Below are 26,485 nucleotides of genomic sequence, written 5' to 3'. Positions count from 1 at the left end.
CACCCAGCGCCGGCGACGCCACGGAGCCGCCATGGTGACGACCCTCTTTCGCCTCGACCCCCATCCGTTCGACGACGACGCGTCGAACCCGGCGCTGCCGCGCTTCGATGCGGCAATGGCCCGCCGGATGGGTGAGATCGCGGTCAACCTCGCGTCGCGCCGCGGGCTGCCGATCGCCGTGAGCATCGTCGGCGAGCAGGCGCCGCTGTTCTATTGCGCGCTCGACGGCAGCCATGCCGGCGACAGCGATGCGATCCGCCGACGACAGAACACCGTGCTGCACTTCGGCCTCAGTTCGCTCGCGGTCGGTGAACGCTTTCGCCGCGCCGGCTGGTCGCTGGCGTCACAGGGGCTGTCGGATGACGACTATGCGCTCGACGGTGGCGGCGTGCCGTTGCGGATCGCCGGCACCGGTATCGTCGGCGCGATGACGATCGCGGGGCTCGACTCCGAACACAATCACGCGCTCGTCGTCGAGAGCCTGCAGTGGCACGTCGGCCGGTACGCGCTCGCGATGCACGCGTAACCGGACGGGCGGCACGATCGGCGCACATGCGCCGATGCACCGCCCTTGCGGGATCAGTTCAACCCGCCGCTCACGACGAGATGCTCGCCGGTCATCCAGCGTGCATCGTCCGACGCGAGGAACACGGCCACCGATGCGATGTCGTCCGGCTCGCCGAGGCGGCCGAGCGGCGTCTCGCTGCGCACCTGCTTGTCGAGATCGGAACCGATGATGCCCGCGCTGTGCGTGCCCTCGGTCACGATCATCCCCGGGTTGATCGCGTTCACGCGAATCTTGCGCGGGCCGAGTTCGAGCGCGAGCACGCCGGTGATCGCATCGACCGCGCCCTTGGTGCCGCTGTAGACGGCGCTCGCGGGTGGCGTGATGCTGGTCACCACCGAGCTGATGTTGACGATGCTCGCGCCTTCGCCGAGATGCTTGACGGCTGCCTGCGTCATCAGCAGCACGCCGAACACGTTCGTGTCGAACTGGCGGCGGTAATGTTCTTCCGTGATCGCCTCGATCGCGCCGAATTCGTACACGCCGGAATTGTTGACGAGCACGTCGAGACGGCCGTACGACTCGATCGCCGTATCGACGATGCGCTGCGCGTCGGCTGCCTTCGACACGTCGCCGCCGACCGCGACCGCGCGGCCCCCGGCTTCGACGATCGCGCTGACGACTGCATCGGCGCCCGCCTTGCTGCTCGCGTAGTTGACCACGACCGACGCGCCTTCCGCGGCCAGGGCCTTCGCGATCGCGGCGCCGATGCCCTTCGAACCGCCCGTGACGATCGCTACCTTGTTTGCCAGCTTGCTCATGATCTCATTCCTCAGTCAGAAGACTCTCGATGGATGGTGCCGGTTGCCGCGTGGTTGCTTGCTGCGTCGATGTGCAACCGGTATGGCTGGCAATTTACTGTGCGGTACCGCGGCGATAAAGCGGCTCGACACGAATTGACTGGCAGCCTTTTCCGAACAATCGCTCGCACGCCATCAGCCGGCGCTCAGCCATGCGTTCGCGACCTCGCCGCCCAGGCCGTCGAGCGCGCCGTCGTAGACGATCCGTCCGCGCCCCATGACGGCCACGCGTCGCGCGAGCCGCGGCGCGAACTGCAGCCGCTGCTCGATCAGCACGATCGCGACGCCGTCGGCCTGCAGCGCGGCGAGGCACGCGCCGACTTCGTCGACGGCCAGCGGCGCGAGCCCTTCGGCCGGTTCGTCGACGATCAGCACGCGCGGGTGGCCGGCCAGCGCCCGCACCAGCGCGAGCACCTGCTGCTCGCCGCCCGACAGCCGCCCCGCTTTCACGTCCGCGCGCGCGGCCAGCAACGGAAAGCGGTCGAACAGCCGTTCGAGCGCCGCGCGTTCGGCCGCGCCGCTGGCGCCGCGCAGCCCGAGCCGCAGGTTGTCGCGCACCGTCAGCAGCGGGAATACGTCGCGGCTTTCGGCGACGTAAGCCACGCCGCGCCGCGCGATCTCGAACGTGCGCGCCCCCACGCATTCGGCACCGCCGATGCGCACCGAGCCGGCCGTGCGCACGAGCCCCATCACGGCCTTCGCGAGCGTCGAGCGCCCCGAGCCGTTGCGGCCGAGCAGCGCGAGCGTCTCGCCCGGCGCCAGCGCGAGATCGACGCCGTCGAGCACGGGTTGCAGCCCGTACCACGCGCGCAGGTCGCGAATCTCGAGCAACGCGCTCATCGGCCACCCTCGCCCAGATAGGCGGCACGCACGGCCGGATCGGCGCGGATCGCATCGGGCGCGCCGGTCGCGACCACCGTGCCGCGCACGAGCACCGTGATGCGCTCGGCGAAGCCGAACACCGCGTCCATGTCGTGTTCGATCAGCAGGACCGTGCGCCCCTGCGTCGTCGCGCGAATCAGCGCGATCATCCGCGCCGCCTGCGCACGGCTCATGCCGGCCGTCGGCTCGTCGAGCAGCAGCGTGCGTGCGCCGCTCGCGAGTGCGATCCCGAGATCGAGCGCGCGCTGTTCCGCATAGCTCAGTTCGCCGGCCGGCGTGTCGCGGTGCGCATCGAGGCCGATGTCGTGCAGCACGCGCCCGGCCGCGAGATCGACCGACGCCGATTCGCGCAGCCGGTTCCACCAGCGCCGCCGTTCGGCCGGCGCATGCAGCGCCGCGCAGCGCAGGTTGTCGAACACGGTCAGCCGCGCGAACGCGCTCGTCTGCTGGAAACTGCGGCCGATGCCGAGCCGGCTCGCGACGACCGGCCCGCGCCCGCGCAGCTCGACGCCGTGCAGCACGACGCGCCCGCGCGTAGGCCGCGTCGCACCGGCGATCACGCCGAACAACGTCGACTTGCCCGCGCCGTTCGGTCCGATCAACGCATGGCGCTCGCCGGCCGCGATGCTCAGCTCGACGCCGTCGAGCACCGTCTGCGCGCCGAAACGCTGTACGACACCGTGCAGCGCAATCGCATTGCCGTTCATCGCCCGTCCTCCCGCTTGCCGGCGGGCCCGCCCGGCACGAGCCGCGCGCGCCAGCCCCACAGCAGCGTGCCGATGCCGAACGCGGAGCATGCGACGGCCCAGCCGGCCGGCGTATCGGCGTCGATGCTCCACGCGCCGAACGCGAAGCCCGCACCGTCGTCCTGCGCAAAGCGCCACGCATAGCCGAGCTCGGCCGCGCAGACGATCGCGACGCCCCAGAACACGCACGCGCCGACCGCGCACAGCATGCGCCACCGTTCGGCCGCCGGCGCGCCGCGCCGCAACGCATGCGCGAGCGCTTGCACGATCCCGGCGATGCCGCGCGGCGCGGCCACGACGATCACGACGAACAGCACGCCGAGATACAGCGCCCACGCGCGCGACACGCCCGCGACGATGATGCTCAGCACGGTCAGCACGGCCGCACCGGCCGCCGGCCCGAAGAACGCGCCGGTGCCGCCGATCACCGCGGCGATCAGCACGGTCGCCGAACGCGCCATCGATACGCTGTCGGGCGTCGCGATCTCGACGTCGATCAGCGTCAGCGTGCCGGCGACGCCCGCGAAGAACGACGCGCAGGTGACCATCGCGAGCCGCACGCGGCGCGGCTCGGTACCGAGCGCCGCGACGCGCACGGCGTTGTCGCGCACCGCATTCGCGAGCCGCGCAAGCGGCGTGCGCGTCAGTGCGTGCATCGCCCACGCCGACGCGAGGCACCACACCGCGATCACCGCATACGCCTGGGCCGGCGCGCCGAAATGCCAGCTGCCCCACGGCGTGCCGCTCGCGCGGTCGATCGGCACGCCGCCGATTCCGCCGAACCAGGCAGGCACGCTCCACGCGGCGGCCGCGACGCATTCGCCGAGCCCGAGCGTGATCATCGCGAACGCGGTGCCCGAGCGGCGCGTCGCGAGCAGCCCGGCCACGAAACCGAAACCGGCACCGGCCACGCCGCCGACGAGCGGCAACAGCGGCAGCGGGCCGCCAAAGTGGTTGAACCAGTGCGCGGCCGCGAACGCACCGAGGCCCGCGAACGCCGCGTGCCCGAACGACAGCAGCCCGGTCGTGCCGAGCTGCAGGTTGTACGACAGCGCAAGCACGACGAGCGCGGCCGTCTGCGCGAGATAGCCGAGCACCGCACCATGCGGCCACAGCCACGCGGGCAGCACGACGCATGCGGAAAACAGGGACCAGCGCGCGACGCCGGCGAGCGTGCGGCTACGCATCGGCACGCTCGCCGAACAGCCCGCGCGGCCGCGCGACCAGCACCGCAACGAGCAACAGGTACGGCACCAGCGGCGCCAGTTGCGCGATCGACACCGCGGCCACGCTGTCGGGCAGCACGATGCCGGCCCATTCCGTCAGGTCGCGCAGCGACGTATCGCTCGCGGCCGCGAAGGTCTGCGCGAAGCCGACCGCGAGCGACGCCGCGAACGCGCCGCCGAGCGAGCCGAGCCCGCCGATCACGACGACCGCGAACACGACCGATCCAACGGTCTCGGCCAGCGCGGGTTCGATCACCGCGAGCGGCGCGCCGATCACGCCGGCGAGCGCCGCGAGCGCGGTGCCCGCGCCGAACAGCGCCGTCATCACGCGCGGCACGTCGTAGCCGAGCGCCTCGACGGCCGCGCGATGCGTGAGCGCCGCGCGCACGACGAGCCCGATGCGCGACGCGCGCAGCAGCGCGCCGAGCGCGACCAGCATCGCCGCGGACATCCCCATCATGAACAACCGGTAGCGCGGCAGCGCGAGGCCGAATACGGTCACGGGCGCACCGTCGAACAGCGCCGGCACGGGCGCCGGCAGCGGCGCGAGGCCCCACACGAGTTTCGCGCCCTCGCCGATCAGGTACGCGAGGCCGAAGGTCAGCAGCAGTTCGCTGGTATGGCCGCGCGCCTGCACGCGGCGCAGCAACGTGCGTTCGCAGCCGGCGCCGAGCAACCCGACCGCGAGCGGCGCGAGCACCAGCGCGGGCCAGAAGCCCGCGCCGGCCGCGATGCTGTAGCCGACGTACGCGCCGAGCATGTAGAAGCTCGCATGCGCGAAGTTGAGCACGCCCTGCACGCTGAAGATCAGCGTGAGGCCCGCCGACAGCATGAACAGCAGCAAGCCGTAGCTGAGGCCGTTGAAGGCCTGGAGCGCGAACGCGTGCAAGGCGAAGTCAGGCCGCGAGCGGCTCGAGCGCGGCGCGCAGCGCGTCGGGCAGCGGCACCGGCCGGCGCGTGCCGCGATCGACGTACACGTGCACGAAGTGCCCCTGTGCGGCGGGCGTGGCGTCGCCCTGCGCGAACAGCCCGAGCTCGTAGCGCACGCTCGACGTGCCGAGCTTCACGACCCGCAGCCCCGCGTCGACCGACTGCGGAAACACGAGCGGCGCGAAGTAGTTGCACTGTGTCTCGACGACGAGGCCGATCGTCTGCCCGTGCTCGACGTCGAGTGCGCCGGCGCGGATCAGGTATTCGTTCACGACCGTGTCGAAGTAGCTGTAGTACACGACGTTGTTCACGTGCCCGTAGACGTCGTTGTCCATCCAGCGGGTCGTGATCGGCAGGAAGTGGCGATAGGCGTCGCGCGAACGCGGTTGCGGCTTGTCGGACATGGCGATGGCGGTCAGGACGATGGAAGCGAGGTGGACGAAGCGCGGCAGCCGCATGACACGGCGCGCCGGCAGGAAGCGGAACGCCGCGCCGCGATCGCTCGCGGCACGGCGGATGCAACGCTGCTGGCGGGCCGGCCCGTCACTGCCCCGGCCGGTCGACGAACTCGAAATCGAGGCCGCGCGCGCGCATCCAGTCGGCGAGCGCGACGCCCGTGCCGGCGCGCCACGGGCGCAGCAGCGGCGGATCGACGAGCTTGTATTCGAGCAGTTCCGGTGACAACGCGACCGTGCCCGACGCACGCACGTGGTACGCGATGATCAGCTCGTTCTTGCGGATGAATTCGTAGACGCCGACGAGCGACACGTGCTCGGCCTTCAGCGCCGTTTCCTCGAACACCTCGCGCGCGATGCCGTCCTCGGGCGTCTCGCTGTTCTCGAGGAAGCCGGTGATCAGCGCGAACATGCCTTCGGGCCAGGCCGCGTTGCGCGCGAGCAGGATCTTGCCGTCCAGCTCGACGATCGCGGCGACGACGGGCAACGGGTTGTTCCAGTGGACATAGCCGCAGCTGTCGTCGGGGCACGCCTGGCGAATGCGGCCGCCTTCATGGTCGGGATCGGCGCGCTCGGTGAGCGGGCTCGCGCAGCGCGGGCAAAAGCGGTAGTCGGCGGTGGTCATCGATGGGAATCTGGCAGGCGCCGGACGGCCGCCAGCCGGCTGCCCGCGCACCCGCTCGGCGCGGGAAAGGCTTCATTCTAGCGAGTTTGCCCGTGCCGCAGACGATCCGTCCCCGCCGATATCAGGGTTGCACGCGCCCTCGCGCGGCAGTCGCCGCGAAGCCGGCGGCGCCCAGCAGCAGCGCGGCCACCGCGACCCACAGCGCGGGGGAAAACGACCCGAAGCGCGCGGCCAGCGGCGCCGCGACGAGCGGGCCGAGAATCTGCCCGACCCCGTACGACGCGGTCGCATAGCCCATCAGCCCGGCGGCCCGCTCGCCGTGCAATCGCCGCGCCTCGCGCATCGCGAACAGCGTGATCGCGGTGAACGGCAGGCCGAGCAACGCGCTGCCGACCGAGAAGCCGGCCGCGTTCGGCCACACGATCCCGGCGGCAATGCCGAGCGCCTGCGTCGCGCAACCGGCCGCCAGCAACAGCCGGTTGTCCCAGTGCCCGGGCAGCCGCGCGGCGGTGATCGCGCCGACGATCAGCGCCGCGCCGAACATCGGCCAGAACAGGTCGGGCCATGGCGAGCCGGCCGGCAGCGCGGCGCGCGCGATCACCGGCAGGAACGTCGCGGTGATGATGTAGCCGAAGCCCGGCATGCCGTACAGCACGACGAGCCATGCGGCGTCCGCGCGATGGCGGCGCACGTCGGCCGGCGCCACGGAGGCTGCCGTGGCCGCATGCGTCGCGGCACCGCCCGGCGGCACGGCTTGCGCCGGGCCGGCCGCAAACGTGCGCCAGATCGCGACCGACAGCACCGCCGACAGCGCGGCGAAACCGAGCCAGCCCGACGCAGCGCGCTGGCCGGCCAGCGCGCTGCCGATCAACCCCGTCACCACGATGCCGACACCGGGCCCCGCGTAGATCACCCCGCTCCACTCCGGCGCATGCAGTTCGGCCAGCCACCGCAGTCCCCATTGCGACACGAACACGAACGTCCATGCGCTGACGACGCCCGCGACGAAGCGCACCGCGAGCCACACGGGCAGCAGGTGGCCGACGCCCATCGCGGCGGTCAGCAACACGGTGGCCACGAGCCCGATGCGCACCATGCGCGCGGGTGCGACGCGCAGCGCCGCGCAACTGACCGCGCCGACGAAGTAGCCCGCGTAGTTCGCCGACGCGAGCCAGCCGCCGGCCTTGAGGCCGATCGAGCCGTCCGCAAGCATCAGCGGCAATAAGGGCGTGAACGCAAAGCGACCGACGCCGAGCACGACCGCGAGGCCGACCATGCAGGCCAGCGCGGCCGCGCGGGCGCGGCGGTCGGCATCATCGACGGGAAGCGCGCCGGCGGCGGCGGTCGGGGCATCGGAGCGGGACATGGCGGCATGGGACGGCGTTCAACGCGCCGGCCGGATCGGAAATCGGAATACTTCCATCCTAGCTTGACCAAACGTTCTCGAAAAATGAATAATTGAGAATCCATTCATCGCCCGGAGAGAATCATGGACCTGGCGGCGCTGGCGATTTTCCGGGCCGTGGTGCGCGAGAACGGCGTGACGCGCGCGGCGGCCAAGCTCAATCGCGTGCAGTCGAACGTCACGACGCGCATCAAGCAGCTCGAGGAAGAACTCGGTGCGGCGCTGTTCGTGCGCGACGGCCGCCGGCTCGTGCTGACGCCGGCCGGGCACACGCTGCTGCCGTACGCGGAGCGCCTGCTCGCGCTCGCCGACGAAGCGCGCGACGCGGTGCGCGAGGACACGCCGCGCGGGCGGCTGCGGCTCGGCACGATGGAGAGCACGGCCGCGAGCCGCCTGCCGACCGTGCTCGCGCGCTATCACCACGCATGGCCCGACGTGTCGCTCGAACTGATCACCGGCACGACGGGCTGGCTGATCGACCGCGTGCGCGACTTCGAGATCGACGCCGCGCTGTTCGCGCGCCCGCCCGCGCCGGATACGCTGCCCGACACGTTCGAGACGGTGCCGGTGTTCCGCGAGGACCTGGTGCTGCTCACGCCACGCGGCCACCCGCCGGTGCGCACGCCGCGCGACGTGATCCTGCCGACGCTGATCGCGTTCGAGCGCGGCTGCACGTATCGCAAGTACGTCGAACAGTGGTACGCGGGGCACGGCGTCAAGCCGGCGCGCGTGCTCGAACTCGGGTCGTATCACGCGATCGTCGCATGTGTCGCAGCGGGTGCCGGCATCGCGGTCGCGCCGCGTTCGGTGCTCGACCTGCAACCCGAAACCGGCAACATCACCGCGCACGTGATCCCCGAACTGGAAGGCATCGATACGCTGCTCGCGTGGCGGCAGGGCTATGCGTCGGCGGCGTTGGCGGCGTTGCGCGATGCGTTGAGCGACGCGGCGGCACGGCAGCCGGATGGTGCGGCGAAGCCGCCGGTCACCGTGCCGGCCTGAATCGTCGGGCGGCGGCCGGCACGCGTGGTTCCGGCGTACCAACAAAAAGACCCGACCGGCACACGCCGATCGGGTCTTTTTCATTGCACGCGATGCCGCAGCAAGGCGGCATCACATCGGTCGTGACGATCAGAGCCGCTCTTCGACCCAGCCCTTCACGCCAGCCAGCGCGCCCGGCAGGTTCGCCGGCTCGGTGCCGCCTGCCTGCGCCATGTCCGGACGGCCACCGCCCTTGCCGCCGACCTGCTGCGCGACGAAGTTCACGAGCTCGCCGGCCTTGACCTTCTTGCTCGCGTCGGGCGTGACGCCCGCGATCAGGCTGACCTTGCCGCCTTCGACGGCTGCCAGCACGATCGCCGCGCTCTTCAGCTTGTCCTTCAGCTTGTCGACCGTTTCGCGCAACGTCTTCGCGTCGGCGCCGTCGAGCGTCGCGGCCAGCACGAACACGCCGCCGATTTCGACAGCCTGCTGCGCGAGCTCGTCGCCCTGGCTCGATGCGAGCTTCGACTTCAGCGCGCCCAGTTCCTTCTCGAGCGACTTCACTTGATCCTGCACCTGCGCGATCCGCTGCGTGAGTTCCGACGGCTGCGCCTTCAGCGCGGCCGCGGCTTCGTTCACGCGCGCGTCGAGTTCCTGAACGTAGCGCACCGCGTTGTCGCCGGTGATCGCTTCGACGCGGCGGATGCCGGCCGCGACGCCGCCTTCGACGACGATCTTGAAGAAGCCGATGTCGCCGCTGCGGCTCACGTGCGTGCCGCCGCACAGTTCGCGCGAGAAGCCGAGGTCGAGCACGCGCACTTCATCGCCGTACTTCTCGCCGAACAGCGCCATCGCGCCGCCCTTCACCGCTTCGTCGTACGGCATCACGCGCACGATGCCCGGCGCGTTCGCGAGGATTTCGTTGTTGACGATCTGCTCGACGCGACGGATTTCGTCATCGGTCATCGGTGCGTTGTGCGCGAAGTCGAAACGGGTCTTGTCCGCGTCGACCAGCGAACCCTTCTGCTGCACGTGCGCGCCGAGCACTTCGCGCAGCGCCTTGTGCATCAGGTGGGTCGCCGAGTGGTTGCGCTGCGTGCGCGCGCGACGATGCGCGTCGATCTCCGCGCGCAGCACGTCGCCGACCTTCAGCGTGCCCTGCTCCAGCGTGCCGTGGTGGCCGATCACGTCGGCCTGCACCTTCAGCGTATCGGCCACTGCGAAGCGCGTCGCCGCGTTCGCGAGCACGCCCTGGTCGCCGACCTGGCCGCCCGATTCCGCGTAGAACGGCGTGTGGTCGAGCACGACGACCGCGTCCTGGCCGGTCTTCACTTCGTTGACCGACGAACCGTCGACGTACAGCGCGACGATCTTCGCGTCGTCGAACGCGATTTCTTCATAGCCGTGGAACGTGGTTTTCGCGCCCGTATATTCGAGGCCCTGCGCGGCCTTGAACTTGCCGGCCGCGCGCGCCTGCTCGCGCTGGCGCGCCATCGCGTCGTCGAATGCCGGCTCGTCGACCGTCATCCCGCGCTCGCGGCACACGTCGGCCGTGAGGTCGAGCGGGAAGCCGTAGGTGTCGTGCAGCTTGAACGCGAGCTCGCCGTCGAGCACCTTGCCGCCCTTCGCTTCGACGTCGGCCAGCGCGGCTTCGAGGATCGACATGCCGTGCTCGATCGTCTCGAAGAAGCGCTCTTCTTCCTGGCGCAGCACGTCGGTCACGCGCTGTTCGGCTTCCTTCAGCTCCGGATACGCGACGCCCATCTCGGCGACGAGGTCGGCCACCAGCTTGTGGAAGAACGAGCCCTTGCGGCCGAGCTTGTAGCCGTGGCGGATCGCGCGGCGCACGATCCGGCGCAGCACGTAGCCGCGGCCTTCGTTGCCGGGAATCACGCCGTCGACGATCAGGAACGAGCACGCGCGGATGTGATCGGCGATCACCTTCAGCGAGTTGTTCGTGAGGTCGCTGATGTCGGTCACGCGCGCGGCGGCCTTGATCAGGTTCTGGAACAGGTCGATCTCGTAGTTGCTGTGCACGTGCTGCAGCACCGCGGCGAGACGCTCGAGGCCCATGCCGGTGTCGACCGACTGCTTCGGCAGGCGCGTCATGTTGCCCTGCGCGTCGCGGTTGAACTGCATGAACACGAGGTTCCAGATCTCGATGTAGCGGTCGCCGTCTTCTTCAGGAGACCCCGGCGGGCCGCCCCACACGTCCGGGCCGTGGTCGTAGAAGATTTCGGTACACGGGCCGCACGGGCCGGTGTCGCCCATCGTCCAGAAGTTGTCCGACGCGTAGCGCGCGCCCTTGTTGTCGCCGATGCGGATGATGCGCTCGGTCGGCACGCCGACTTCCTTCGCCCAGATGTCGTACGCTTCGTCGTCTTCCTGGTAGACCGTGACCCACAGCTTTTCCTTCGGCAGCTGGTAGACCGTGGTCAGCAGTTCCCACGCGAACTTGATCGCGTCGTGCTTGAAGTAGTCGCCGAACGAGAAGTTGCCGAGCATCTCGAAGAACGTGTGGTGGCGCGCCGTGTAGCCGACATTCTCGAGGTCGTTGTGCTTGCCGCCCGCGCGCACGCTGCGCTGCGCCGTCGTGGCGCGCGAGTACGGACGCGGATCCGTGCCGAGGAACACGTCCTTGAACTGGACCATGCCCGAGTTCGTGAACATCAGCGTGGGGTCGTTACCGGGCACGAGGCTCGACGAGCGGACGATCGTGTGGCCCTTCGATTCGAAGAATTTGAGGAATTTCTCGCGGATTTCGGCAGCTTTCATGGCGTGCGGGGACAGTCTGGCAAAGACGGCTTCAAACGCCGGCGCCCTTGTCGGGGCGCGCGGCGGCATGGATTCGGAAACGATCGATTATACGGGATCGGGGCCGGCATCCGGGCAAAGCGCCGGAAAGCGGCTCGGCCCTCCCGCCGGCCCGGTTGGGCCACTCGCACCGCCGATTCGCCTTAAGATGCTCGGCATGCCAACCGGCCTTGCCCGACAAGGCCAGCCATGAAAGGAGACGATTCGACGATGGGTGCCCTGAGCCATATCCGCGTGCTGGACCTCACCCGCGTGCTCGCGGGCCCGTGGTGCGCGCAGACGCTTGCCGATTTCGGCGCGGACGTGATCAAGGTCGAGCGCCCGGGCGCCGGCGACGATACGCGCCACTGGGGGCCGCCGTACCTGAAGGACGCGGACGGCGCGGATACCGCCGAGGCCGCGTACTACCTCGCGGCGAACCGCAACAAGCGCTCGGTGACGATCGACATTGCCACGCCCGAGGGCCAGCAGATCGTGCGCGAACTCGCCGCGCAGAGCGACGTCGTGCTCGAGAACTACAAGGTCGGCCAGTTGAAGAAATACGGGCTCGATTACGACTCGCTGCGCGCGGTGAAGCCCGACCTCGTCTACTGCTCGGTCACCGGCTTCGGCCAGACGGGCCCGTATGCGCACCGCGCGGGCTACGACTTCATCATCCAGGGGATCGGCGGCTTCATGAGCATCACCGGCGAGCGCGACGGCGAGCCGGGCGGCGGCCCGCAGAAGGCCGGCGTCGCGATCGCCGACCTCGCGACCGGCCTCTACTCGACGATCGCGGTGCTCGCCGCGCTCGCGCACCGCGACCGGACCGGCGAAGGCCAGTACATCGACATGGCGCTGCTCGACGTGCAGGTCGCGCTGCTCGCGAACATGAACACCAACTTCCTCGCGAGCGGCAAGCCGCCGGTGCGCTGGGGCAATGCGCATCCGAACATCGTGCCGTACCAGACGTTCCAGACGCGTGACGGGTGGATCATCGTCGCGGTCGGCAACGACGGGCAGTTCCGCAAGTTCGTCGAAGCCGGCGGTCAGCCCGAGCTGGCCGACGACGAGCGCTTCGCGACGAATCCGGCACGCGTGCGCCACCGCGACACGCTGGTGCCGATCCTCGCGGAGATGGTCAAGGCGCGCGACAAGGCCGACTGGATCGGTGCACTCGAAGCGGCAGGCGTGCCGTGCGGGCCGATCAACGATCTCGACGAGGTGTTCGACAACGAGCAGGTGATCGCGCGCGGGATGCAGGTGTCGCTGCCGCACCCGTGCGGCGCGGACGCGAAGCTCGTGCGTAACCCGATCCGGATGAGCGCGACGCCGCCCGACGCACGCACGGCCCCGCCGCTGCTCGGCGCACAGACCGACGACGTGCTGCGCGACATGCTCGGCTACGACGACGCGAAGATCGCCAGCCTGCGGGCGAAACAGACGATCTGAGCACGGTGGGCGGTGCGGGTGCGGGCGGGCGCGTGGCAGCGGCCTCAGCCACCACCCTGCCCCGCACGATCAATCGCGACGAGCGAGCGCGTCGAGCCAGCCGCGCGCTTCGGGCCAGTCGCCCAGCCCGCTGTCTGCATTGATGTGGCCGCGCGGGCCGATATCGTGGAATGCGCTGCCCCATGCGTTCGCGCAGGTGCGCGCGAACGCGAGCGAGCCATACGGATCGTCGCTGCTGGCGACGACGCAGGTCGGAAACGGCAGCCGTTCGTATGGCACCGGCCCGAAGCCGTGTGCATCGATCGGAAACGCGGGACCGTCGGGATCGGGCAGCGCGACCAGTAGCGCACCGCGCACTTTCGCGAGCGCGGCCGGGCGCGCATAACGCGTCGCCCACCACGCGGCGGTCAGCGTACCGAGGCTGTGGCCGGCAATCAGCACCGGCCCGTGCGCGGCTTCGACCGCGCGATCGAGCGCGAGGCACCAGCCGTTGCGGACCGCCCGGTCCCAGTCGGGCATCGCGACACGCGAGAAGCGCGCATCGGCACGCTCCCAGCGGCTCTGCCAGTGAAGCGGGCCCGAATTGGCATAGCCCGGCAGGACGAGAACGGGGAATCGGCTCATGGAAAGTGCGTCGACGAGTGGAATCGTTATGGTGCGTCGGCGCAGTGTCGCACACCCGTTCCTCCCTGATGCTGCCTGTCTGCTACCGGAAGGATGTGCGTGGGGTCGGGACGCGTCGAGCGCAGCGTCGCGACCGGACGGCAAGCCGCCGTGCAGGCGGCTCGCGTCATGTCATCGGTCAGCGCACGTTCGCGCCGACGATACCGCCCGCCGCGGCGCCGGCGACCGTGCCGAGCGGGCCGCCCGTCACCAGGTAGCCGAGCGCGCCGCCCGCGGCCGCACCGATGCCGGCATTGCGCTGCGTATGCGTCATCGCGCATGCGCCGAGTTGCGACAGGGCCGCGACGATCACCGCGGTACGAACGATAAACGTGGTCTTCTTCATCATGATTTTTAGTTTCCTCCCGCCGCGCGGCATCCCGAACGGCGGCATTGAATCGGTGAAGCCATCATAGGCAACGCCAAACGGCCCGGGCAATCCGATTTACGTCGTGTTACAGCCGACACAATATCGAGATAATCGGTCGAAACCCGCCTCTGCCAACCCGCAAGCCGCGCGGGACGGACCCCGGTCAGGTAGAATCACGGGATTAAACCGGCGCGACGCGCCGACACAACCTGACGCCATCCGCATGAGCACCGAACGCAACGACGCCCCCGCGGCTTCCAATTTCATCCGCAACATCATCGACGACGACAACCGCACCGGCAAATGGGGCGGCCGCGTCGAGACGCGCTTCCCGCCCGAGCCGAACGGCTATCTGCACATCGGCCATGCGAAGAGCATCTGCCTGAACTTCAGCGTCGCGCGCGACTACGGCGGCGTGTGCCACCTGCGCTTCGACGATACGAACCCGGAAAAGGAAAGCGTCGAGTACGTCGATTCGATCGTCGACGCGGTGCGCTGGCTCGGATTCGACTGGCGCAAGGACGCGGTCGATCATCAGTACTTCGCGAGCGACTACTACGACAAGCTGTACGAGTTCGCCGAGCTGCTGATCCAGCGCGGCCGTGCGTATGTCGACAGCCAGAGCGCCGATGAAATGCGCGCGAACCGCGGTTCGCTGACGGAAGGCGGCAAGCCGTCGCCGTTCCGCGAGCGCACGCCGGAAGAAAACCTCGACCTGTTCCGCCGCATGAAGGCCGGCGAGTTCAAGGAAGGCGAGCACGTGCTGCGCGCGAAGATCGACATGGCTTCGCCGAACATGAACATGCGCGACCCGGTGATCTACCGGATCCGCTATGCGCACCACTACCGCACCGGCGACGCGTGGTGCGTGTATCCGATGTACGACTACACGCACTGCATCTCGGATGCGCTCGAAGGCATCACGCATTCGCTGTGCACGCTCGAGTTCGAGGATCACCGCCCGCTGTACGACTGGGTGCTGAACGAACTCGCGGAAGCCGGCATGTTCACGCGCCCGCTGCCGCAACAGATCGAATTCTCGCGACTGAACCTCACGTACGCGATCACCAGCAAGCGCAAGCTGCTGCAGCTCGTGACCGAAGGCCACGTCGACGGCTGGGACGACCCGCGGATGCCGACGATCGTCGGCGTGCGCCGCCGCGGCTTCACGCCGGAAAGCATCCACCTGTTCTGCGAGCGGATCGGCGTGACGAAGATCGACTCGTGGATCGACATGAGCATCTTCGAAGGCGCGCTGCGCGACGACCTCGACGACAAGGCAGCCCGTACCGTCGCCGTGCTCGATCCGCTGAAGCTCGTGATCGACAACTACCCGGAAGACCTCGAGGAAGCGTGCACGGCGCCCGTGCATCCGCACCACCCGGATCGCGGCGTGCGCACGTTCCCGATCTCGCGCGAGCTGTGGATCGAGCGCGAGGACTTCGTCGAGAACCCGCCGAAGGGCTATTTCCGCCTGTTCCCGGGCAACAAGGTGCGCCTGCGCTACGGCTACGTGATCGAATGCACGGGCTTCGACAAGGACGCCGACGGCAACGTGACGGCCGTGCACTGCAACTACTTCCCGGACAGCAAGTCGGGCACCGAAGGCGCGAACACGTACAAGGTCAAGGGCAACATCCACTGGGTCAGCGCGAAGCATGCGCAACCGGCCGAAGTGCGGATCTACGACCGCCTGTTCAAGGAGCCGCATCCGGACGCGGGCGGCGCGAACTTCCTCGAGGCGCTGAACCCCGATTCGAAGAAGATCGTGCACGCGTACGTCGAGCCGGGCAACAGCGACATCGCACCGGAAACGCGCCTGCAGTTCGAGCGCCACGGCTACTTCGTGGCCGACCGGGTCGATTCGAAGCCGGGCAAGCCGGTGTTCAACCGGATCGTCGGGCTGCGCGACAGCTGGGGCAAGCCGGCATAACGGCGCGCTTCGCGCGCGATGCGCGGCTTCGCAAGCCGCCGTCGCGCGACCATAAAAAAACCGGCCCCAGGGCCGGTTTTTTGTTGCGTGCGTCGAAGCGAAGCCGGGGCACATGGCAGCGGAAACCGCCGCGCTGGTTCACCCACCCATCAACCGCCGATGCAGATCCGCGAGCGACAGCTTCGTGCGAAACAGCCGCGCGAGGCTGCGGCTCGCATACGCGTCGATGTCGCCGGGCAGGGTCCAGCGATACGCGTCCATCTCGGGAATCATCGAACCGTCGCGACGGCTCGGAAACAGCGATGTACACGTACAGTGCGCGAGATCCACTTCATCGTCGGCCACGCGCACCGCGAACAGGTGCAGATCCTTGTCGTGCCGGTACGCGAAGCGGCCGAGATCGAGCAGCCGATCGGCGCCGAACACGATGCCCGTTTCTTCGAGCAGTTCGCGCAGCGCCGCGTCCGCCGGCGACTCGCCCGGCTCGCCCTGCCCCTTCGGGATGTCCCAGTGCGTGGTATCCGTCGCGTGCGCGAGGAACACGCGGCCGGCCCCATCGAGGATCACGACGCCGCACGACACCGTGCGCGGCGCGCCGCCCCGCTTCATCACGCGCGTGCTCAGCGCTTCTGCAGCTGCCACTTGCCCGCGTCGGTCTTGCAATAGACGGGCTTGAGCGTCATCGTCTGGCCCTTCGCGGTGATTTCGGTGGCGACTTCGCGGCAAGTCTTGCCGTCCGTCTCGGTCGTGGTCGACGTGAGCTTCGCATCGATCTGCGTGCCGCGGCCGCTGCTCTGCCACGTCGTGGTCTCGCCGTCCTTGCCTTCGTCGCGCACCTGTACAACGGCCTTCGAAAGCGACGCGCGGTCGGTCTTGCTGAAGTAGCTGAGCGGCGTGTCGTTCAGGAAGTTCAGGTTGTTCTGCGCATGGGCGGGCAGCATCGCGGCTGCGCACGCGGCGCCGGCCAGCACGCGCGTGACGACGGAAAGGGATGCACGCATCGACATGTTGTTCTCCTTGGATGTTCGATCGAACGGCGCGGTGCATGCCGGCGAACCGGGGGCCGGCCATCCGGCACGCACACTGCGCCTGTCAGCGAGCGAGGATAGCATGCGTGCCGTCGGCGCCGCCTTCTAGTGGCCGGCCGGCGCGGCCGTTTGCTGATATCCGTCAGTCAGCGTCCCCAGGAACGCGATCACGTCCTTGATCTCGGCCTCGTTCAGCGCCGGCTGCTCGCCGCGCTTGCGGTCGAACGGCGCCTCGCGGTTGAGGTTCGGCCAGTAGCGCTTGGGCAGGTCGTCGTAGATCTGTACCTTGCCGTGCACGACCGGATAGAACTTCTCCGGATGGATGTCGCGCTCGACGTAGAAGCGCATCACGTCTTCGAGCGTGTGATACACGCCGTTGTGGAAGAACGTCTTGCGCAGTGCGACGTTGCGCAGCGACGGCGTGCGGAACAGCCCGCAGAATTCGTCGCGGCCCTTCAGGTCGGTACGCTCGGGGCCGCACGCGCCGAGGTCGTAAAAGCGCGGATCGCGATTGACGGGCAGCGCGCGGTTGCGCGGCACCGCGATCGCGATCAGCCCGAAATCGCTGAACTGCGGCGGCGTGCCGTCGAGCGCACGCTGGCTGATGTGGCAGCTCGCGCAATTGCCCTTCTTCTCGTCGTTGAACAACTGCAGGCCGCGCAGTTCCGCCGGCGTGAGCTGTGCACGGCCGGCGAGATACGCGTCGTACTTGCTCGTGTACGGCGAGAACAGTTCGGGCGTCTGCTCGAACGTCTCGAGCGCGCGCAGCACGGCCTTGAACGTGGCCGCGTCGTCGTCGAGCACCTTCACGCCGAACACCGCGCGGAACTCGTCCGCATAGGGCGCGGCCTTCACGGCCTGCGCCACCTTCGCGGGCGAACTGTTCATCTCGAACGGCGACGTGAGCGGAATGCGCGCCTGCTCGGCGCCCGTGTCGACGCGGCCGTCCCACGTGAGGCCGCCCGTCGGGCCCGCGTCGACACTCTCGTCGCCCTCGTCGTCGGAATCGTGGAAGTGCTCGGTGAACTGCGGCACGCCCTGCAGGTACTTGAGCGACGGCACCGCACGAAAGCCCGGGCGTTTCATGTCGTCGCCGCCGAACTGCACGGCCAGCGCATTGGGCGGGCCGAATGCGTGATCGGGGCTGTGGCACGACGCGCATGCCAGCTTGCCGGAACCTGACAGCGTAGGGTCAAAGAAAAGTTGCTTGCCGAGCGCCGTCATCCGGCGCACGCCTTCGTAAACTTGTGCCCGCGTCTGCGGCTGGTTCGTCTCGACCACCGCACCGCTGGCGGCAACCGTTGCGGACGCAACCACATTGGCGGCGCCCGGCGCGCTCGCCGCGCTCGCGGCCTGCGCGGGCGGTGCGCCCGCTCCCGGCTGTCCGTCACAGCCGGCAAGGGTTGCAAGCGTGGTGGCCAGCGCGAACGCGCCGGTCAGGTGCAGCCACGAACGCGCGAATGCGCCGGCTGTCGGTTGGCGAGGCTTCATCGATTCGTCGGAAAGTGGGTTCAGGAGCGGCCGGAGTTTATGTCAGCCGCATGACCGTTACATGACGGCCGATCGACAGCTAATCGAAAGGACGCCTACACCCGGCTGTCAAATGGCACCCTCAAAATGCTTACAGCCGGACATGCCACGGTTACCCTCGCGAACCGGCGGTACACGAATGCTCCGGTTCCCCACGCGACAAGAGAGAGATAGAGAGTACAACGGATGAAAAACCACGCCTGGATTCGCTTTACACCGATCGCCGTTGCCGCGGCCGCCGCCCTCACCGCCTGCGGCGGCGACGACGTGCAGCAGCAAGGCCTGTCGACGGTGAAGAACGTCGTCGTGATCTACGCGGAAAACCGCAGCTTCGACAACCTGTACGGCAACTTCCCGGGCGCGAACGGCCTGCAGAATGTGACTGCAGCAAGCGCACAGCAGAAGGACCGCAACGGCCAGCCGCTCGCCACGCTGCCGAAGGTCTGGGGCGGCCTGACCGCGAAGGGCGTCACGCCGGCCGTTACCGAAGCGATGACGGCCAACCTGCCGAACGCACCGTTCGCGATCGACGACCCGAACGGCTTCAACACGTCGATGAGCGTGACGACGCGTGACCTGTATCACCGCTTCTACGAGAACCAGATGCAGATCAACGGCGGCAAGAACGACATGTTCGCCGCCTGGGCCGACTCGGGCGGCCTCGTGATGGGCCACTACACGCCCGACGCGACGAAGCTGCCGCTGTGGAAGATCGCGCAGCAGTTCACGCTGGCCGACAACTTCTTCATGGGCGCGTTCGGCGGCTCGTTCCTGAACCACCAGTACCTGATCTGCGCGTGCGCGCCGTTCTACGCGAACGCGGACAAGAGCCCGGCCGCCGGTTCGATCTCGGCCGTCGCGGCCGACGGCAAGTCGCTGCAGCTCGCGAGCAACTCGCCGGCTTCCGCGCTCGACGGCATTCCGAAGTTCGTGAACTCGGGCAACCTGACGCCTGACTTCTACGCGATCAACACGATGCAGCCGCCGTATCAGCCGAGCGGCAACAAGGCCGCATCGGGCGGCGATCCGAACCTCGCCGATCCGTCGGCCGCATCGACGCTGCCGCCGCAATCGCAACAGAACATCGGCGACCTGCTGACCAACGCGGGCGTGTCGTGGGCATGGTACGGCGGCGCGTGGAACCAGGCGCTGCAAGCTGCGCAGAGCGGCACGGCGAACGTGATCTACGGCCCGAACATGACGGCGCCGAACTTCCAGCCGCACCACCAGCCGTTCAACTACTACGCGAACCAGGCGCCGGGCAGCGCAAGCCGCGCGCAGCACTTGCTCGACGGCGGCACCGACGGCAGCGAGTTCATCAAGGCGATCGACGCGGGCACGCTGCCGCAAGTCTCGTTCTACAAGCCGCAGGGCAACCTGAACGAACACGCGGGCTACACGGACGTCGCCAGCGGCGACCAGCACATCGCGAACCTGATCGCTCACCTGCAGGCGAGCCCGCAATGGAAGAACATGGTCGTGGTCGTCACGTACGACGAAAACGGCGGCTTCTGGGATCACGTGTCGCCGCCGAAGGGCGACCGCTGGGGCCCGGGCACGCGGATTCCGGCACTCGTCGTGTCGCCGTTCTCGAAGAAGGGTTTCGTCGACCACACGCAGTACGACACCGCGTCGATCCTGCGCTTCATCACGCGCCGCTTCTCGCTGCCGCGCCTCGCGGGCCTGCAACAGCGCGACGACGCGCTGAAGGCCAACGGCGGGCAGCCGATGGGCGACCTGACGAACGCACTGCAATTGTCGCCGAACCTGTAACGGCCGATAGCGGCGCTGCAATGCACCGGTCGGCGCGATGCCGGCCACGACACGACAAAGGGCGGCTTCGGCCGCCCTTCGTCATTGCACAAACGCCAGCGCACGCACGTGCGCGCCACGTCATCCGCCGCGCGTCAGCCCGACGCCGTCGAGTGCGATGGCCAGAATCATCGCGCGTGCATTCGGCGGCGTCGGCCGTCCGCTCGGGCGGAACACGTCGTCCCCGCACGCGATCCGCGCGCCCGACAGCACGCAGACACCGGCCTGCCGTGCGCGCCCCGGTTTCCAGTGCTGCTCGCCGAAGTGTGCACGCCCCGGTTCGACCCAGCGCACGACCAGCAGTTGTGCCGAGCGCTCGAGCACCTGGACGTGCGGGCGGACCGTCGCCGCGCGCGGACGGTCGAGCGTCGCCGCCAGGATCATCGCATCCGGTTCGCATGACGCCCGCCCGCGCGGGCTGAACACGGCATCGCCGCAGACGATCTTCTCGCCGGACAGCGCGCAGTGGCCCGAGCGAAGCGCGCACCCGGGCGTCCAGCGCTGTTCCGCACTGCCCGGCGCAAGCGGGCGCACGATCAGCATCTCGTCCGAATAAGCAAGCACCCGCACACGCGCCTTCATACGACACCACGGATCGAGCGGCCATTCGCCGGCGGACGCGCCGCGGCACGTGGGCTACCACCCATACTTCAGCTCGACCCCGACATAGTCGGCGTTGTGCCCGCCCGCCTGGCGGATCGCATCGCCGACCTGGAAATGCACGGCCTCGATCGCACCGATCAGGTTCGCGGCGATCGTCCAGTCCGCACGCAGCTGCACGTACATCCCGGTCCACAACCCGCCCTTGCCTGCCGTGCCCGGCACGACCGCGTTGCCCTGCTGGTAGACCGCATCGCCGGTCGTTTCGCGCCACTGGAAACCCAGCGCGCCGAGCAGCGACAGGTTCGGCGACGGCTTCAGCGTCACCGACGGCTTCACGTGGATCAGGTTCGAATACCCGGTGAAGCCCGCCAGCGTGAAGTAATAGCCGTTCGGAAACAGCGGGTTGAACGTTTCGACACGGCCGTCATGCGGATGCCGGTCGCCCGATGCCGCGTCGACCTGCAGCGCGATGCGCGGCGACCACGGCGCGTCGAGCCGGTAGCCGGCGATCGAGCCGACCGCCCACGCGCGGATCGTGCTGCTGCCGACCGTGCCCGTCTGCAGCATCGTTTCGAGATCCCAGTCGAAGCGACCTTGCGTTCCCGAGTAGCGCAGGTCCCACACGTCGCGACGCTCCGCACCGCTCGCATCGAGAAAGCGCGCGTTGCTGCGGTTGTAGCGCGACCAGTAGCCCGACAGGTCGCCGGGCCCCACCGACTGCCGCTCGAAGCGCACGCCGCTGAACGTGAGGTCGCGGTTCGACACGTCGTCGAACGTGGACACGGAACGGTTCTGCACCGGCTGCGTCGCATACGCGATGAAACGCCACTTCTGGTATTCGTAGTCGGCCCACACCGCATCGAATGCCTGCCGCACGTTCGGGCCGTCGCGCGCGGCGATGAAACGCTGCAGGTCGAACGCCATCTCCTGCCGGCCGACGCGGAACTTGAACGTGCCGCCGCCGAGCGCCCCCGTGTAGGTCGCGAACGCCTGCTCGAGATCGAGCGGGTTCTTGTCGACCGGCGAGATCGTGTTCTTGCCGTACGCGCGGTCGTCCTGCAGCTGCACGAAGAACTGCCAGTGCTGGCCGAGATGCGCATCGGCGTGCACTTCGACACGCTGGATCAGGTACGTATCCGATTGTGCGGAACCGATGCCGAACAGCGGCGCGTCGTTGGTCTCGAGACGCTCGCGCAGGTTCACGCCGAGCGACAGATAGGAGGCCGGATCGTTGCCGAGCGGAATGTATTTCAACCCGTCGAGCGGTGCGCGCGGCACGCACGGATTCGCGAGCACCGACCAGTCTTCCTGCCAGCGGTTGAACAGCACGGTCGGCCGCTTGGCCGTGCATGTCGATGCGGAACTATCCGTGGCCGGCGCCGATGCCGGCGACGTGTCCGCGAATGCAGCACCGCGCCCGGCGAACAGCAGCCCGGCGACGACGGACACACGCGCGGCACGATCGATGCGGCCGCCGCGCGGCACTCGTTCCCGCTGCAAGCTCATGCGCGCTCCTTCGCAACCGCACCCGCGGACTGCGCCGCGCACAGCGCGAGCACCGCGAGCGCGCAGACCGGCGCGAGCAGCGCCAGAAAGCCGACATGGCGGAACCCGAGCGCCCCGCACGCCGCACCGAGCGCGAACGCGACGATCGCCGGCAGCATCTTCGCGAAACGCGCGCGCGCCGCCGCGCGCACGCTGTCGGCCGTGCCGGCGGACAACATGTCGACGACGTCGAGGATCGCCTGCGTGACGTTGCCCGTCATCACCGTGTTCGGCACGCCCGCACGCGGGATCACGCGCGGATGCGCGTTCTGCACGCCCATCGCGAACGTGCCGACGATCCCGGCCACGAGCGCCGGCAGGCTGTCGGGCTGCGTGACGGGCGTCGCCCACACGCCGGCCGCGCAAAAGCCGAGCAGCAGCACGGCCTGCACCGCATGCAATGCCCGCGTGCCCTGCCACGCGGGCCGCGCGGACAGTGACCGCGCGATCAGGCTGCTCGCGATCACGCCGCACACGAACGCGGGAAACACGCTCAGCTTCAGCACCACCCCCTGGCCGAAGCCCGCGATGCCCGCGCCGATCAGCACGAAGTTGCCGGTCACGTGCGCGGTGAACAGCCCGAACAGCGCGACGAAGCTCAGCGTGTCGACGAAGCCGGCCACGGCGGCAAGGATCGTGTCCTCGTGCTTCATCGTGCCGCGCTCGCGTGGATCTCGGCGACGTAGCCGCCCGGGAACTGCACGAGCGCCGCGTCACGGCCGTCCGACGTGAACGGCGGCACGAGCACGGTCACCCCCGCGGCCTGCGCCTTCTTCAGCGTCGCGGCGAGATCCGGCACTTCGTAACCGGTCATCTCGCGGCCGAACGGGTAAGGCAGGTGGCCGTCGGTCACAAGCACGGTCATCTTGCCGAAGCCCGATTCGATGCGAATGCGGCGGTACGTGTCGTTCGGCCGGCCGATCTCGATGCCCGGTGCCTTCAGGTTATCGGACACCACCTTGCCGTTCGAGAACTTGACGAAATCGTGCACCAGCTTGCGCACGCTTTCCGGCGACACGTACACGCGGTTCTCGGGCACCGTCTCCAGCGCGTCGTAGTGCGGCGCTTCGGTATGCCAATAGAGTTGCATGTTCAGGCCGCCGGTCCAGCGGATGATCGCGTCGCGGCCGATCGGATCGGGGAACGTGTCGACGATCACGTCCGCGCCGTGCGCGCGCGCCGTCTTCATCGCGACGTCGAGATCGGTGACGAGATAGCCGGTGCGCTCCGAGCAGAACGGATACGGGATCGGCGTCTTGAAGCCGAACACCGACACCGTGCCGACCGGCGTGAGCACGAGCTGCGACATCGTCTGGCTCGGCGTGGGCGTGACCTGGAACACGCCCTGCTTCGACTTCTTGCCGCCGAACGTCGCGACGAAGCTGTCGGTGAAGCGGTCGAAGTCTTCCGGCGCCACGCACACGTGCGTCGTGTCGTACTGCGGCCCGACGGCCAGCACCGGCACCGGCGCGGGCGGGACCGGCGGTTTCGCGAACGACGCCGGCGCCGCGACGCAGCCGGCCGCGATCGTCAGCGCGCACAGTGCGGAACGAATGGTTTTCATGATCAGGTTTCCTTGTTATGTCATCGAAAGGTGCAACCGGTCACGCGCGGCCGTCGCCGTCCGCGCGCTTCGCATCGGCGAGCCGGGTCGCGAGCACGAGTGCCGCGATCAGCCCGAGATGCTCGAAAAAGCTGTTGAGCGCCCTGAAATGCTCGGCGCCCGTACGGTTCCAGAAATCGTTGGCCACCGCCATCGCGACCAGCGTCAGCATGCCGAGGCTGCCGGCGCCGAGCCAAGTGAAGCGGCCCAGCACGATGCACAGCGAGCCGGCGATCTCGACCGCGATCGCCAGCGCCGCCCACAGCGCGGCCGGCTGCAGCCCGAAATGCGCCTGCTCCGCGACTGCGCCGTCGAAGTCCAGCGCCTTCGCGACACCGCCGATCAGGTACGCGGACACCAGCGCCAGGCGCGCGAGCGGCAGCACCCACGGCTGCGCCAGCAGCGCGCGGACCCAAGCCGGGTTGCCGGCGCCGCCACGCGTGATCGAGCTCGCCATGTCAGACCGCCCAGCACGAACAGCCGAACGCGCCCCAGAAGCCCTTCGCGTCCGACGTCGGCAACGCGCGGCCCCATGCGCCGGCATGCGCATGCCCGTGCACGTTGCAGGCGCTCGAGCAGCCGCACATCGCGGCGGCGGCCGCACGCTGCAACGGCGCGCCGTTGCGCTGCGTCGCGCCCCACCCGCCGTAGCCGCCGTACTCACGCACGGGCGACCAGTCGGGCATCGCGGGCGGAATCGGCGCATCGTGCGACGCGAACGGCCCCGCGCCCCACACGATCCGGCCGCCGACCACCGTCAGCAATGCAGTCGTATCGACGATATCGTCCTCCGCGCACGTGAAGAAATCGCGATCCGGGACCATCAAATCGGCGAGCTGGCCGACCGCGATGCGGCCTTTCTTCCCCTCTTCATTCGAAAACCACGTCACGTACTCGGTCCACATGCGCAGCGCGGTCTCGCGATCGAGCAGGTTGCGCTGCGGATACATCCGCAGGCCGCCGACCGTCTTGCCCGTCACGAGCCATGCGAGCGACACCCACGGGTTGTACGACGCCACGCGCGTCGCGTCGGTGCCGGCCGACACCTTGATCCCCTTGTCGAGCATCTTCGCGACCGGCGGCGTCGCCTCGGCCGCCTGCGCGCCGTAGCGCTCGACGAAGTATTCGCCCTGGTACGCCATCCGGTGCTGCACTGCAATGCCGCCGCCGAGCGCGGCGATCCGGTCCATCGATTTCTCCGAGACCGTTTCCGCATGATCGAAGAACCAGTTCAGCCCGTCGAGCGGAATGTCGCGGTTCACCTTCTCGAACACGTCGAGCGCGCGGCTGATCGTTTCGTCGTAGGTCGCATGCATGCGCCACGGCCAGCGGTTCTGCGCGAGCACGCGCACGACGCCTTCGAGATCGTCCTCCATCTGCGCCGGCAGGTCCGGGCGCGCGACGCGGAAATCCTCGAAATCGGCCGCCGAAAACACCAGCATCTCGCCCGCGCCGTTGTGGCGGAAGTAGTCGGTGCCGTCGTGGTACTTGACGCTCTTCGTCCAGTTCACGAAGTCTTCCTTCTCCGCATTCGGCTTCTGCGTGAACAGGTTGTACGCGATCCGCACCGTCATCTCGCCCGCGTCGTGCAGCTTGCGGATCACCTCGTAATCGTCGGGATAATTCTGCGAACCGCCGCCTGCGTCGATCACGCCCGTCACGCCGAGCCGGTTCAGTTCGCGCATGAAGTGGCGCGTCGAGTTGTACTGGTAGTCGAACGGCAGCTTCGGGCCTTTCGCGAGCATCGCGTAGAGGATCGTCGCGTTCGGGTTCGCGAGCAGCAGGCCGGTCGGATTGCCCGTTGCATCGCGCAGGATCGTGCCGCCCGGCGGCTCGGGCGTGTCCTTCGTGTAGCCGACCACCCGCAGCGCGGCCGCGTTCAGCAGCGCGCGGTCGTACAGGTGCAGGATGAACACCGGCGTATCGGGTGCGGCCGCATTGAGTTCGTCGATGGTCGGCAGGCGCTTCTCGGCGAACTGGTGTTCGGTGAAGCCGCCGACCACGCGCACCCATTGCGGCGCAGGCGTGATCGCGACCTGGTGCTTCAGCATCTCCATCGCGACCGCGAGCGAACGCACGCCATCCCAGCGCAGCTCGAGGTTGTAGTTCAGGCCGCCGCGAATCACGTGCGTGTGGTTGTCGATCAGGCCCGGCAGCACGGCGCGGCAGTCGAGATCGACGACCTTCGTCGCGCGGCCCGCGAGCGGCATCACGTCCGCGTCGCTGCCGACCGCGACGAAGCGGCCGTCCTTGATCGCCACGGCGGTGGCGACGGGGTTCGCACGATCGAGCGTCGTGATGCGCCCGTTGTGCAGGATGAGATCGGGTTGAGTAGCGGTTGCGCTCATGAAGTGTCCTCGATGCGGTCAGAAGCCGAGCCAGTGACGGACCGGCGCGATGGCCTGGGCGCCGATCAGCATGCCGGCCAGGCCGACCAGCGCGATCAGCGGCGGTGCCGGCGAGCGCACCTTGATCACGCTGTACACGACGCCGATCAGCACGCCGGCGCCCAATGAAAGTAGATAAGATTCCATAACG

General features: G+C 68.8%; 26 protein-coding genes. 5 read left to right on the top strand and 21 right to left on the bottom strand.

Features of this window, described 5'->3' with window-relative positions:
- Positions 1-31: 31 nt before the first annotated feature.
- Positions 32-526: a heme-degrading domain-containing protein gene (locus tag BDI24065_RS03435; RefSeq protein WP_175030021.1), complete on the top strand. Its 495-nt coding sequence runs from the start codon at positions 32-34 to the stop codon at positions 524-526.
- Positions 527-579: 53 nt separating this feature from the next.
- Here the strand turns inward: BDI24065_RS03435 and BDI24065_RS03430 are convergent, their stop codons facing one another.
- From BDI24065_RS03430 to BDI24065_RS03395, 8 genes are all read right to left on the bottom strand, one after another.
- Complete coding sequence (locus BDI24065_RS03430; RefSeq protein ID WP_174945986.1) at positions 580-1,326, bottom strand: SDR family NAD(P)-dependent oxidoreductase; 747 nt, start codon at positions 1,324-1,326, stop codon at positions 580-582.
- Between the two features lie 174 nt (positions 1,327-1,500).
- The gene (locus BDI24065_RS03425) at positions 1,501-2,205 is read right to left on the bottom strand and encodes an ABC transporter ATP-binding protein (protein WP_175030020.1); all 705 of its coding nucleotides are present in this window, start codon (positions 2,203-2,205) and stop codon (positions 1,501-1,503) included.
- Positions 2,202-2,954, bottom strand: coding sequence for an ABC transporter ATP-binding protein (locus BDI24065_RS03420; protein ID WP_175030019.1), 753 nt, complete (start codon positions 2,952-2,954; stop codon positions 2,202-2,204). Before BDI24065_RS03420 ends, BDI24065_RS03425 begins: the two co-directional genes overlap by 4 nt.
- Positions 2,951-4,180 carry a branched-chain amino acid ABC transporter permease gene (locus tag BDI24065_RS03415; RefSeq protein ID WP_175030018.1) on the bottom strand — a complete coding sequence of 410 codons (1,230 nt, stop codon included), beginning with the start codon at positions 4,178-4,180 and terminating at the stop codon, positions 2,951-2,953. The genes BDI24065_RS03420 and BDI24065_RS03415 overlap by 4 nt, the downstream gene beginning before the upstream one ends.
- Positions 4,173-5,108, bottom strand: coding sequence for a branched-chain amino acid ABC transporter permease (locus BDI24065_RS03410; RefSeq protein WP_175030017.1), 936 nt, complete (start codon positions 5,106-5,108; stop codon positions 4,173-4,175). Before BDI24065_RS03410 ends, BDI24065_RS03415 begins: the two co-directional genes overlap by 8 nt.
- 7 nt (positions 5,109-5,115) lie before the next feature.
- Positions 5,116-5,553 (bottom strand): acyl-CoA thioesterase, encoded by a 438-nt coding sequence (locus BDI24065_RS03405; RefSeq protein WP_175030236.1) that lies wholly within the window; start codon positions 5,551-5,553, stop codon positions 5,116-5,118.
- 139 nt (positions 5,554-5,692) lie between these two features.
- A complete protein-coding gene (locus BDI24065_RS03400; RefSeq protein ID WP_175030016.1) occupies positions 5,693-6,229 on the bottom strand; it encodes an NUDIX domain-containing protein in 537 nt (178 codons plus the stop codon).
- Between the two features lie 121 nt (positions 6,230-6,350).
- Entirely contained in the window at positions 6,351-7,595 is a 1,245-nt protein-coding gene (locus tag BDI24065_RS03395; protein ID WP_175030015.1) for a YbfB/YjiJ family MFS transporter, read from the bottom strand.
- Between the two features lie 123 nt (positions 7,596-7,718).
- Between BDI24065_RS03395 and BDI24065_RS03390 the strand changes: the two genes are divergently transcribed.
- Positions 7,719-8,636, top strand: a complete 918-nt coding sequence (locus BDI24065_RS03390) for a LysR family transcriptional regulator (RefSeq protein WP_175030014.1) — start codon at positions 7,719-7,721, stop codon at positions 8,634-8,636.
- A gap of 129 nt (positions 8,637-8,765) precedes the next feature.
- Here the strand turns inward: BDI24065_RS03390 and alaS are convergent, their stop codons facing one another.
- A complete protein-coding gene (gene alaS / locus BDI24065_RS03385) occupies positions 8,766-11,390 on the bottom strand; it encodes an alanine--tRNA ligase (protein ID WP_175030013.1) in 2,625 nt (874 codons plus the stop codon).
- Positions 11,391-11,639: 249 nt separating this feature from the next.
- Between alaS and BDI24065_RS03380 the strand changes: the two genes are divergently transcribed.
- On the top strand, positions 11,640-12,860 hold the full coding sequence (locus BDI24065_RS03380) for a CaiB/BaiF CoA transferase family protein (RefSeq protein WP_175030012.1): 1,221 nt from the start codon (positions 11,640-11,642) through the stop codon (positions 12,858-12,860).
- Positions 12,861-12,929: 69 nt separating this feature from the next.
- Here BDI24065_RS03380 and BDI24065_RS03375 read toward each other — a convergent pair whose 3' ends face one another.
- Together BDI24065_RS03375 and BDI24065_RS03370 are read right to left on the bottom strand one after the other, a co-directional pair.
- Positions 12,930-13,484, bottom strand: coding sequence for an RBBP9/YdeN family alpha/beta hydrolase (locus BDI24065_RS03375; protein WP_175030011.1), 555 nt, complete (start codon positions 13,482-13,484; stop codon positions 12,930-12,932).
- Positions 13,485-13,662: 178 nt separating this feature from the next.
- Entirely contained in the window at positions 13,663-13,872 is a 210-nt protein-coding gene (locus tag BDI24065_RS03370; RefSeq protein WP_011351716.1) for an ornithine acetyltransferase, read from the bottom strand.
- A 244-nt stretch (positions 13,873-14,116) separates the two neighbouring features.
- Here BDI24065_RS03370 and BDI24065_RS03365 point away from each other — a divergent pair, with 244 nt between their 5' ends.
- The gene (locus BDI24065_RS03365; RefSeq protein WP_175030010.1) at positions 14,117-15,826 is read left to right on the top strand and encodes a glutamine--tRNA ligase/YqeY domain fusion protein; all 1,710 of its coding nucleotides are present in this window, start codon (positions 14,117-14,119) and stop codon (positions 15,824-15,826) included.
- 138 nt (positions 15,827-15,964) lie between these two features.
- Here BDI24065_RS03365 and BDI24065_RS03360 read toward each other — a convergent pair whose 3' ends face one another.
- The 3 genes from BDI24065_RS03360 to BDI24065_RS03350 form a co-directional block, all read right to left on the bottom strand.
- Entirely contained in the window at positions 15,965-16,435 is a 471-nt protein-coding gene (locus BDI24065_RS03360) for an NUDIX hydrolase (protein WP_175030235.1), read from the bottom strand.
- Between the two features lie 11 nt (positions 16,436-16,446).
- Positions 16,447-16,833 (bottom strand): hypothetical protein, encoded by a 387-nt coding sequence (locus BDI24065_RS03355; protein ID WP_175030009.1) that lies wholly within the window; start codon positions 16,831-16,833, stop codon positions 16,447-16,449.
- A 126-nt stretch (positions 16,834-16,959) separates the two neighbouring features.
- Positions 16,960-18,345, bottom strand: coding sequence for a cytochrome-c peroxidase (locus tag BDI24065_RS03350; protein WP_175030008.1), 1,386 nt, complete (start codon positions 18,343-18,345; stop codon positions 16,960-16,962).
- 225 nt (positions 18,346-18,570) lie between these two features.
- On the opposite strand from BDI24065_RS03350, the gene BDI24065_RS03345 reads away from it, so the two are divergent.
- Positions 18,571-20,157 carry an acid phosphatase gene (locus tag BDI24065_RS03345; protein WP_175030007.1) on the top strand — a complete coding sequence of 529 codons (1,587 nt, stop codon included), beginning with the start codon at positions 18,571-18,573 and terminating at the stop codon, positions 20,155-20,157.
- Positions 20,158-20,277: 120 nt separating this feature from the next.
- On the opposite strand, the gene BDI24065_RS41620 is transcribed toward BDI24065_RS03345, so the two are convergent.
- The 7 genes from BDI24065_RS41620 to BDI24065_RS03310 form a co-directional block, all read right to left on the bottom strand.
- A complete protein-coding gene (locus tag BDI24065_RS41620; protein ID WP_438819996.1) occupies positions 20,278-20,760 on the bottom strand; it encodes a DUF3331 domain-containing protein in 483 nt (160 codons plus the stop codon).
- A 72-nt stretch (positions 20,761-20,832) separates the two neighbouring features.
- Positions 20,833-22,305 (bottom strand): alginate export family protein, encoded by a 1,473-nt coding sequence (locus BDI24065_RS03335; protein WP_175030005.1) that lies wholly within the window; start codon positions 22,303-22,305, stop codon positions 20,833-20,835.
- Positions 22,302-22,997, bottom strand: a complete 696-nt coding sequence (locus BDI24065_RS03330; protein ID WP_175030004.1) for a YoaK family protein — start codon at positions 22,995-22,997, stop codon at positions 22,302-22,304. Before BDI24065_RS03330 ends, BDI24065_RS03335 begins: the two co-directional genes overlap by 4 nt.
- Positions 22,994-23,908 carry a VOC family protein gene (locus BDI24065_RS03325; RefSeq protein ID WP_175030003.1) on the bottom strand — a complete coding sequence of 305 codons (915 nt, stop codon included), beginning with the start codon at positions 23,906-23,908 and terminating at the stop codon, positions 22,994-22,996. The genes BDI24065_RS03330 and BDI24065_RS03325 overlap by 4 nt, the downstream gene beginning before the upstream one ends.
- 40 nt (positions 23,909-23,948) lie before the next feature.
- Complete coding sequence (locus BDI24065_RS03320; protein WP_175030002.1) at positions 23,949-24,404, bottom strand: DoxX family protein; 456 nt, start codon at positions 24,402-24,404, stop codon at positions 23,949-23,951.
- 1 nt (position 24,405) lies between these two features.
- Complete coding sequence (locus tag BDI24065_RS03315; protein ID WP_175030001.1) at positions 24,406-26,295, bottom strand: amidohydrolase; 1,890 nt, start codon at positions 26,293-26,295, stop codon at positions 24,406-24,408.
- A gap of 18 nt (positions 26,296-26,313) precedes the next feature.
- Positions 26,314-26,481 carry a DUF1427 family protein gene (locus BDI24065_RS03310; protein ID WP_043182444.1) on the bottom strand — a complete coding sequence of 56 codons (168 nt, stop codon included), beginning with the start codon at positions 26,479-26,481 and terminating at the stop codon, positions 26,314-26,316.
- Positions 26,482-26,485: the final 4 nt, after the last annotated feature.

This window comes from Burkholderia lata (assembly GCF_902499025.1).
Classification (GTDB): domain Bacteria; phylum Pseudomonadota; class Gammaproteobacteria; order Burkholderiales; family Burkholderiaceae; genus Burkholderia; species Burkholderia lata_C.
The sequence above is the reverse complement of the archived record's forward strand: the minus strand, read 5'-3'. Positions and strand labels throughout refer to the sequence as shown.

Coding starts and splice junctions, on each gene's coding strand:
- BDI24065_RS03435 (WP_175030021.1), top strand. CDS start 32: ATGGTGACGACCCTCTTTCGCCTCGACCCCCATCCGTTCGACGACGAC.
- BDI24065_RS03430 (WP_174945986.1), bottom strand. CDS start 1,326: ATGAGCAAGCTGGCAAACAAGGTAGCGATCGTCACGGGCGGTTCGAAG.
- BDI24065_RS03425 (WP_175030020.1), bottom strand. CDS start 2,205: ATGAGCGCGTTGCTCGAGATTCGCGACCTGCGCGCGTGGTACGGGCTG.
- BDI24065_RS03420 (WP_175030019.1), bottom strand. CDS start 2,954: ATGAACGGCAATGCGATTGCGCTGCACGGTGTCGTACAGCGTTTCGGC.
- BDI24065_RS03415 (WP_175030018.1), bottom strand. CDS start 4,180: ATGCGTAGCCGCACGCTCGCCGGCGTCGCGCGCTGGTCCCTGTTTTCC.
- BDI24065_RS03405 (WP_175030236.1), bottom strand. CDS start 5,553: ATGTCCGACAAGCCGCAACCGCGTTCGCGCGACGCCTATCGCCACTTC.
- BDI24065_RS03400 (WP_175030016.1), bottom strand. CDS start 6,229: ATGACCACCGCCGACTACCGCTTTTGCCCGCGCTGCGCGAGCCCGCTC.
- BDI24065_RS03395 (WP_175030015.1), bottom strand. CDS start 7,595: ATGTCCCGCTCCGATGCCCCGACCGCCGCCGCCGGCGCGCTTCCCGTC.
- BDI24065_RS03390 (WP_175030014.1), top strand. CDS start 7,719: ATGGACCTGGCGGCGCTGGCGATTTTCCGGGCCGTGGTGCGCGAGAAC.
- alaS (WP_175030013.1), bottom strand. CDS start 11,390: ATGAAAGCTGCCGAAATCCGCGAGAAATTCCTCAAATTCTTCGAATCG.
- BDI24065_RS03380 (WP_175030012.1), top strand. CDS start 11,640: ATGGGTGCCCTGAGCCATATCCGCGTGCTGGACCTCACCCGCGTGCTC.
- BDI24065_RS03375 (WP_175030011.1), bottom strand. CDS start 13,484: ATGAGCCGATTCCCCGTTCTCGTCCTGCCGGGCTATGCCAATTCGGGC.
- BDI24065_RS03370 (WP_011351716.1), bottom strand. CDS start 13,872: ATGATGAAGAAGACCACGTTTATCGTTCGTACCGCGGTGATCGTCGCG.
- BDI24065_RS03365 (WP_175030010.1), top strand. CDS start 14,117: ATGAGCACCGAACGCAACGACGCCCCCGCGGCTTCCAATTTCATCCGC.
- BDI24065_RS03360 (WP_175030235.1), bottom strand. CDS start 16,435: ATGAAGCGGGGCGGCGCGCCGCGCACGGTGTCGTGCGGCGTCGTGATC.
- BDI24065_RS03355 (WP_175030009.1), bottom strand. CDS start 16,833: ATGTCGATGCGTGCATCCCTTTCCGTCGTCACGCGCGTGCTGGCCGGC.
- BDI24065_RS03350 (WP_175030008.1), bottom strand. CDS start 18,345: ATGAAGCCTCGCCAACCGACAGCCGGCGCATTCGCGCGTTCGTGGCTG.
- BDI24065_RS03345 (WP_175030007.1), top strand. CDS start 18,571: ATGAAAAACCACGCCTGGATTCGCTTTACACCGATCGCCGTTGCCGCG.
- BDI24065_RS03335 (WP_175030005.1), bottom strand. CDS start 22,305: ATGAGCTTGCAGCGGGAACGAGTGCCGCGCGGCGGCCGCATCGATCGT.
- BDI24065_RS03330 (WP_175030004.1), bottom strand. CDS start 22,997: ATGAAGCACGAGGACACGATCCTTGCCGCCGTGGCCGGCTTCGTCGAC.
- BDI24065_RS03325 (WP_175030003.1), bottom strand. CDS start 23,908: ATGAAAACCATTCGTTCCGCACTGTGCGCGCTGACGATCGCGGCCGGC.
- BDI24065_RS03320 (WP_175030002.1), bottom strand. CDS start 24,404: ATGGCGAGCTCGATCACGCGTGGCGGCGCCGGCAACCCGGCTTGGGTC.
- BDI24065_RS03315 (WP_175030001.1), bottom strand. CDS start 26,295: ATGAGCGCAACCGCTACTCAACCCGATCTCATCCTGCACAACGGGCGC.
- BDI24065_RS03310 (WP_043182444.1), bottom strand. CDS start 26,481: ATGGAATCTTATCTACTTTCATTGGGCGCCGGCGTGCTGATCGGCGTC.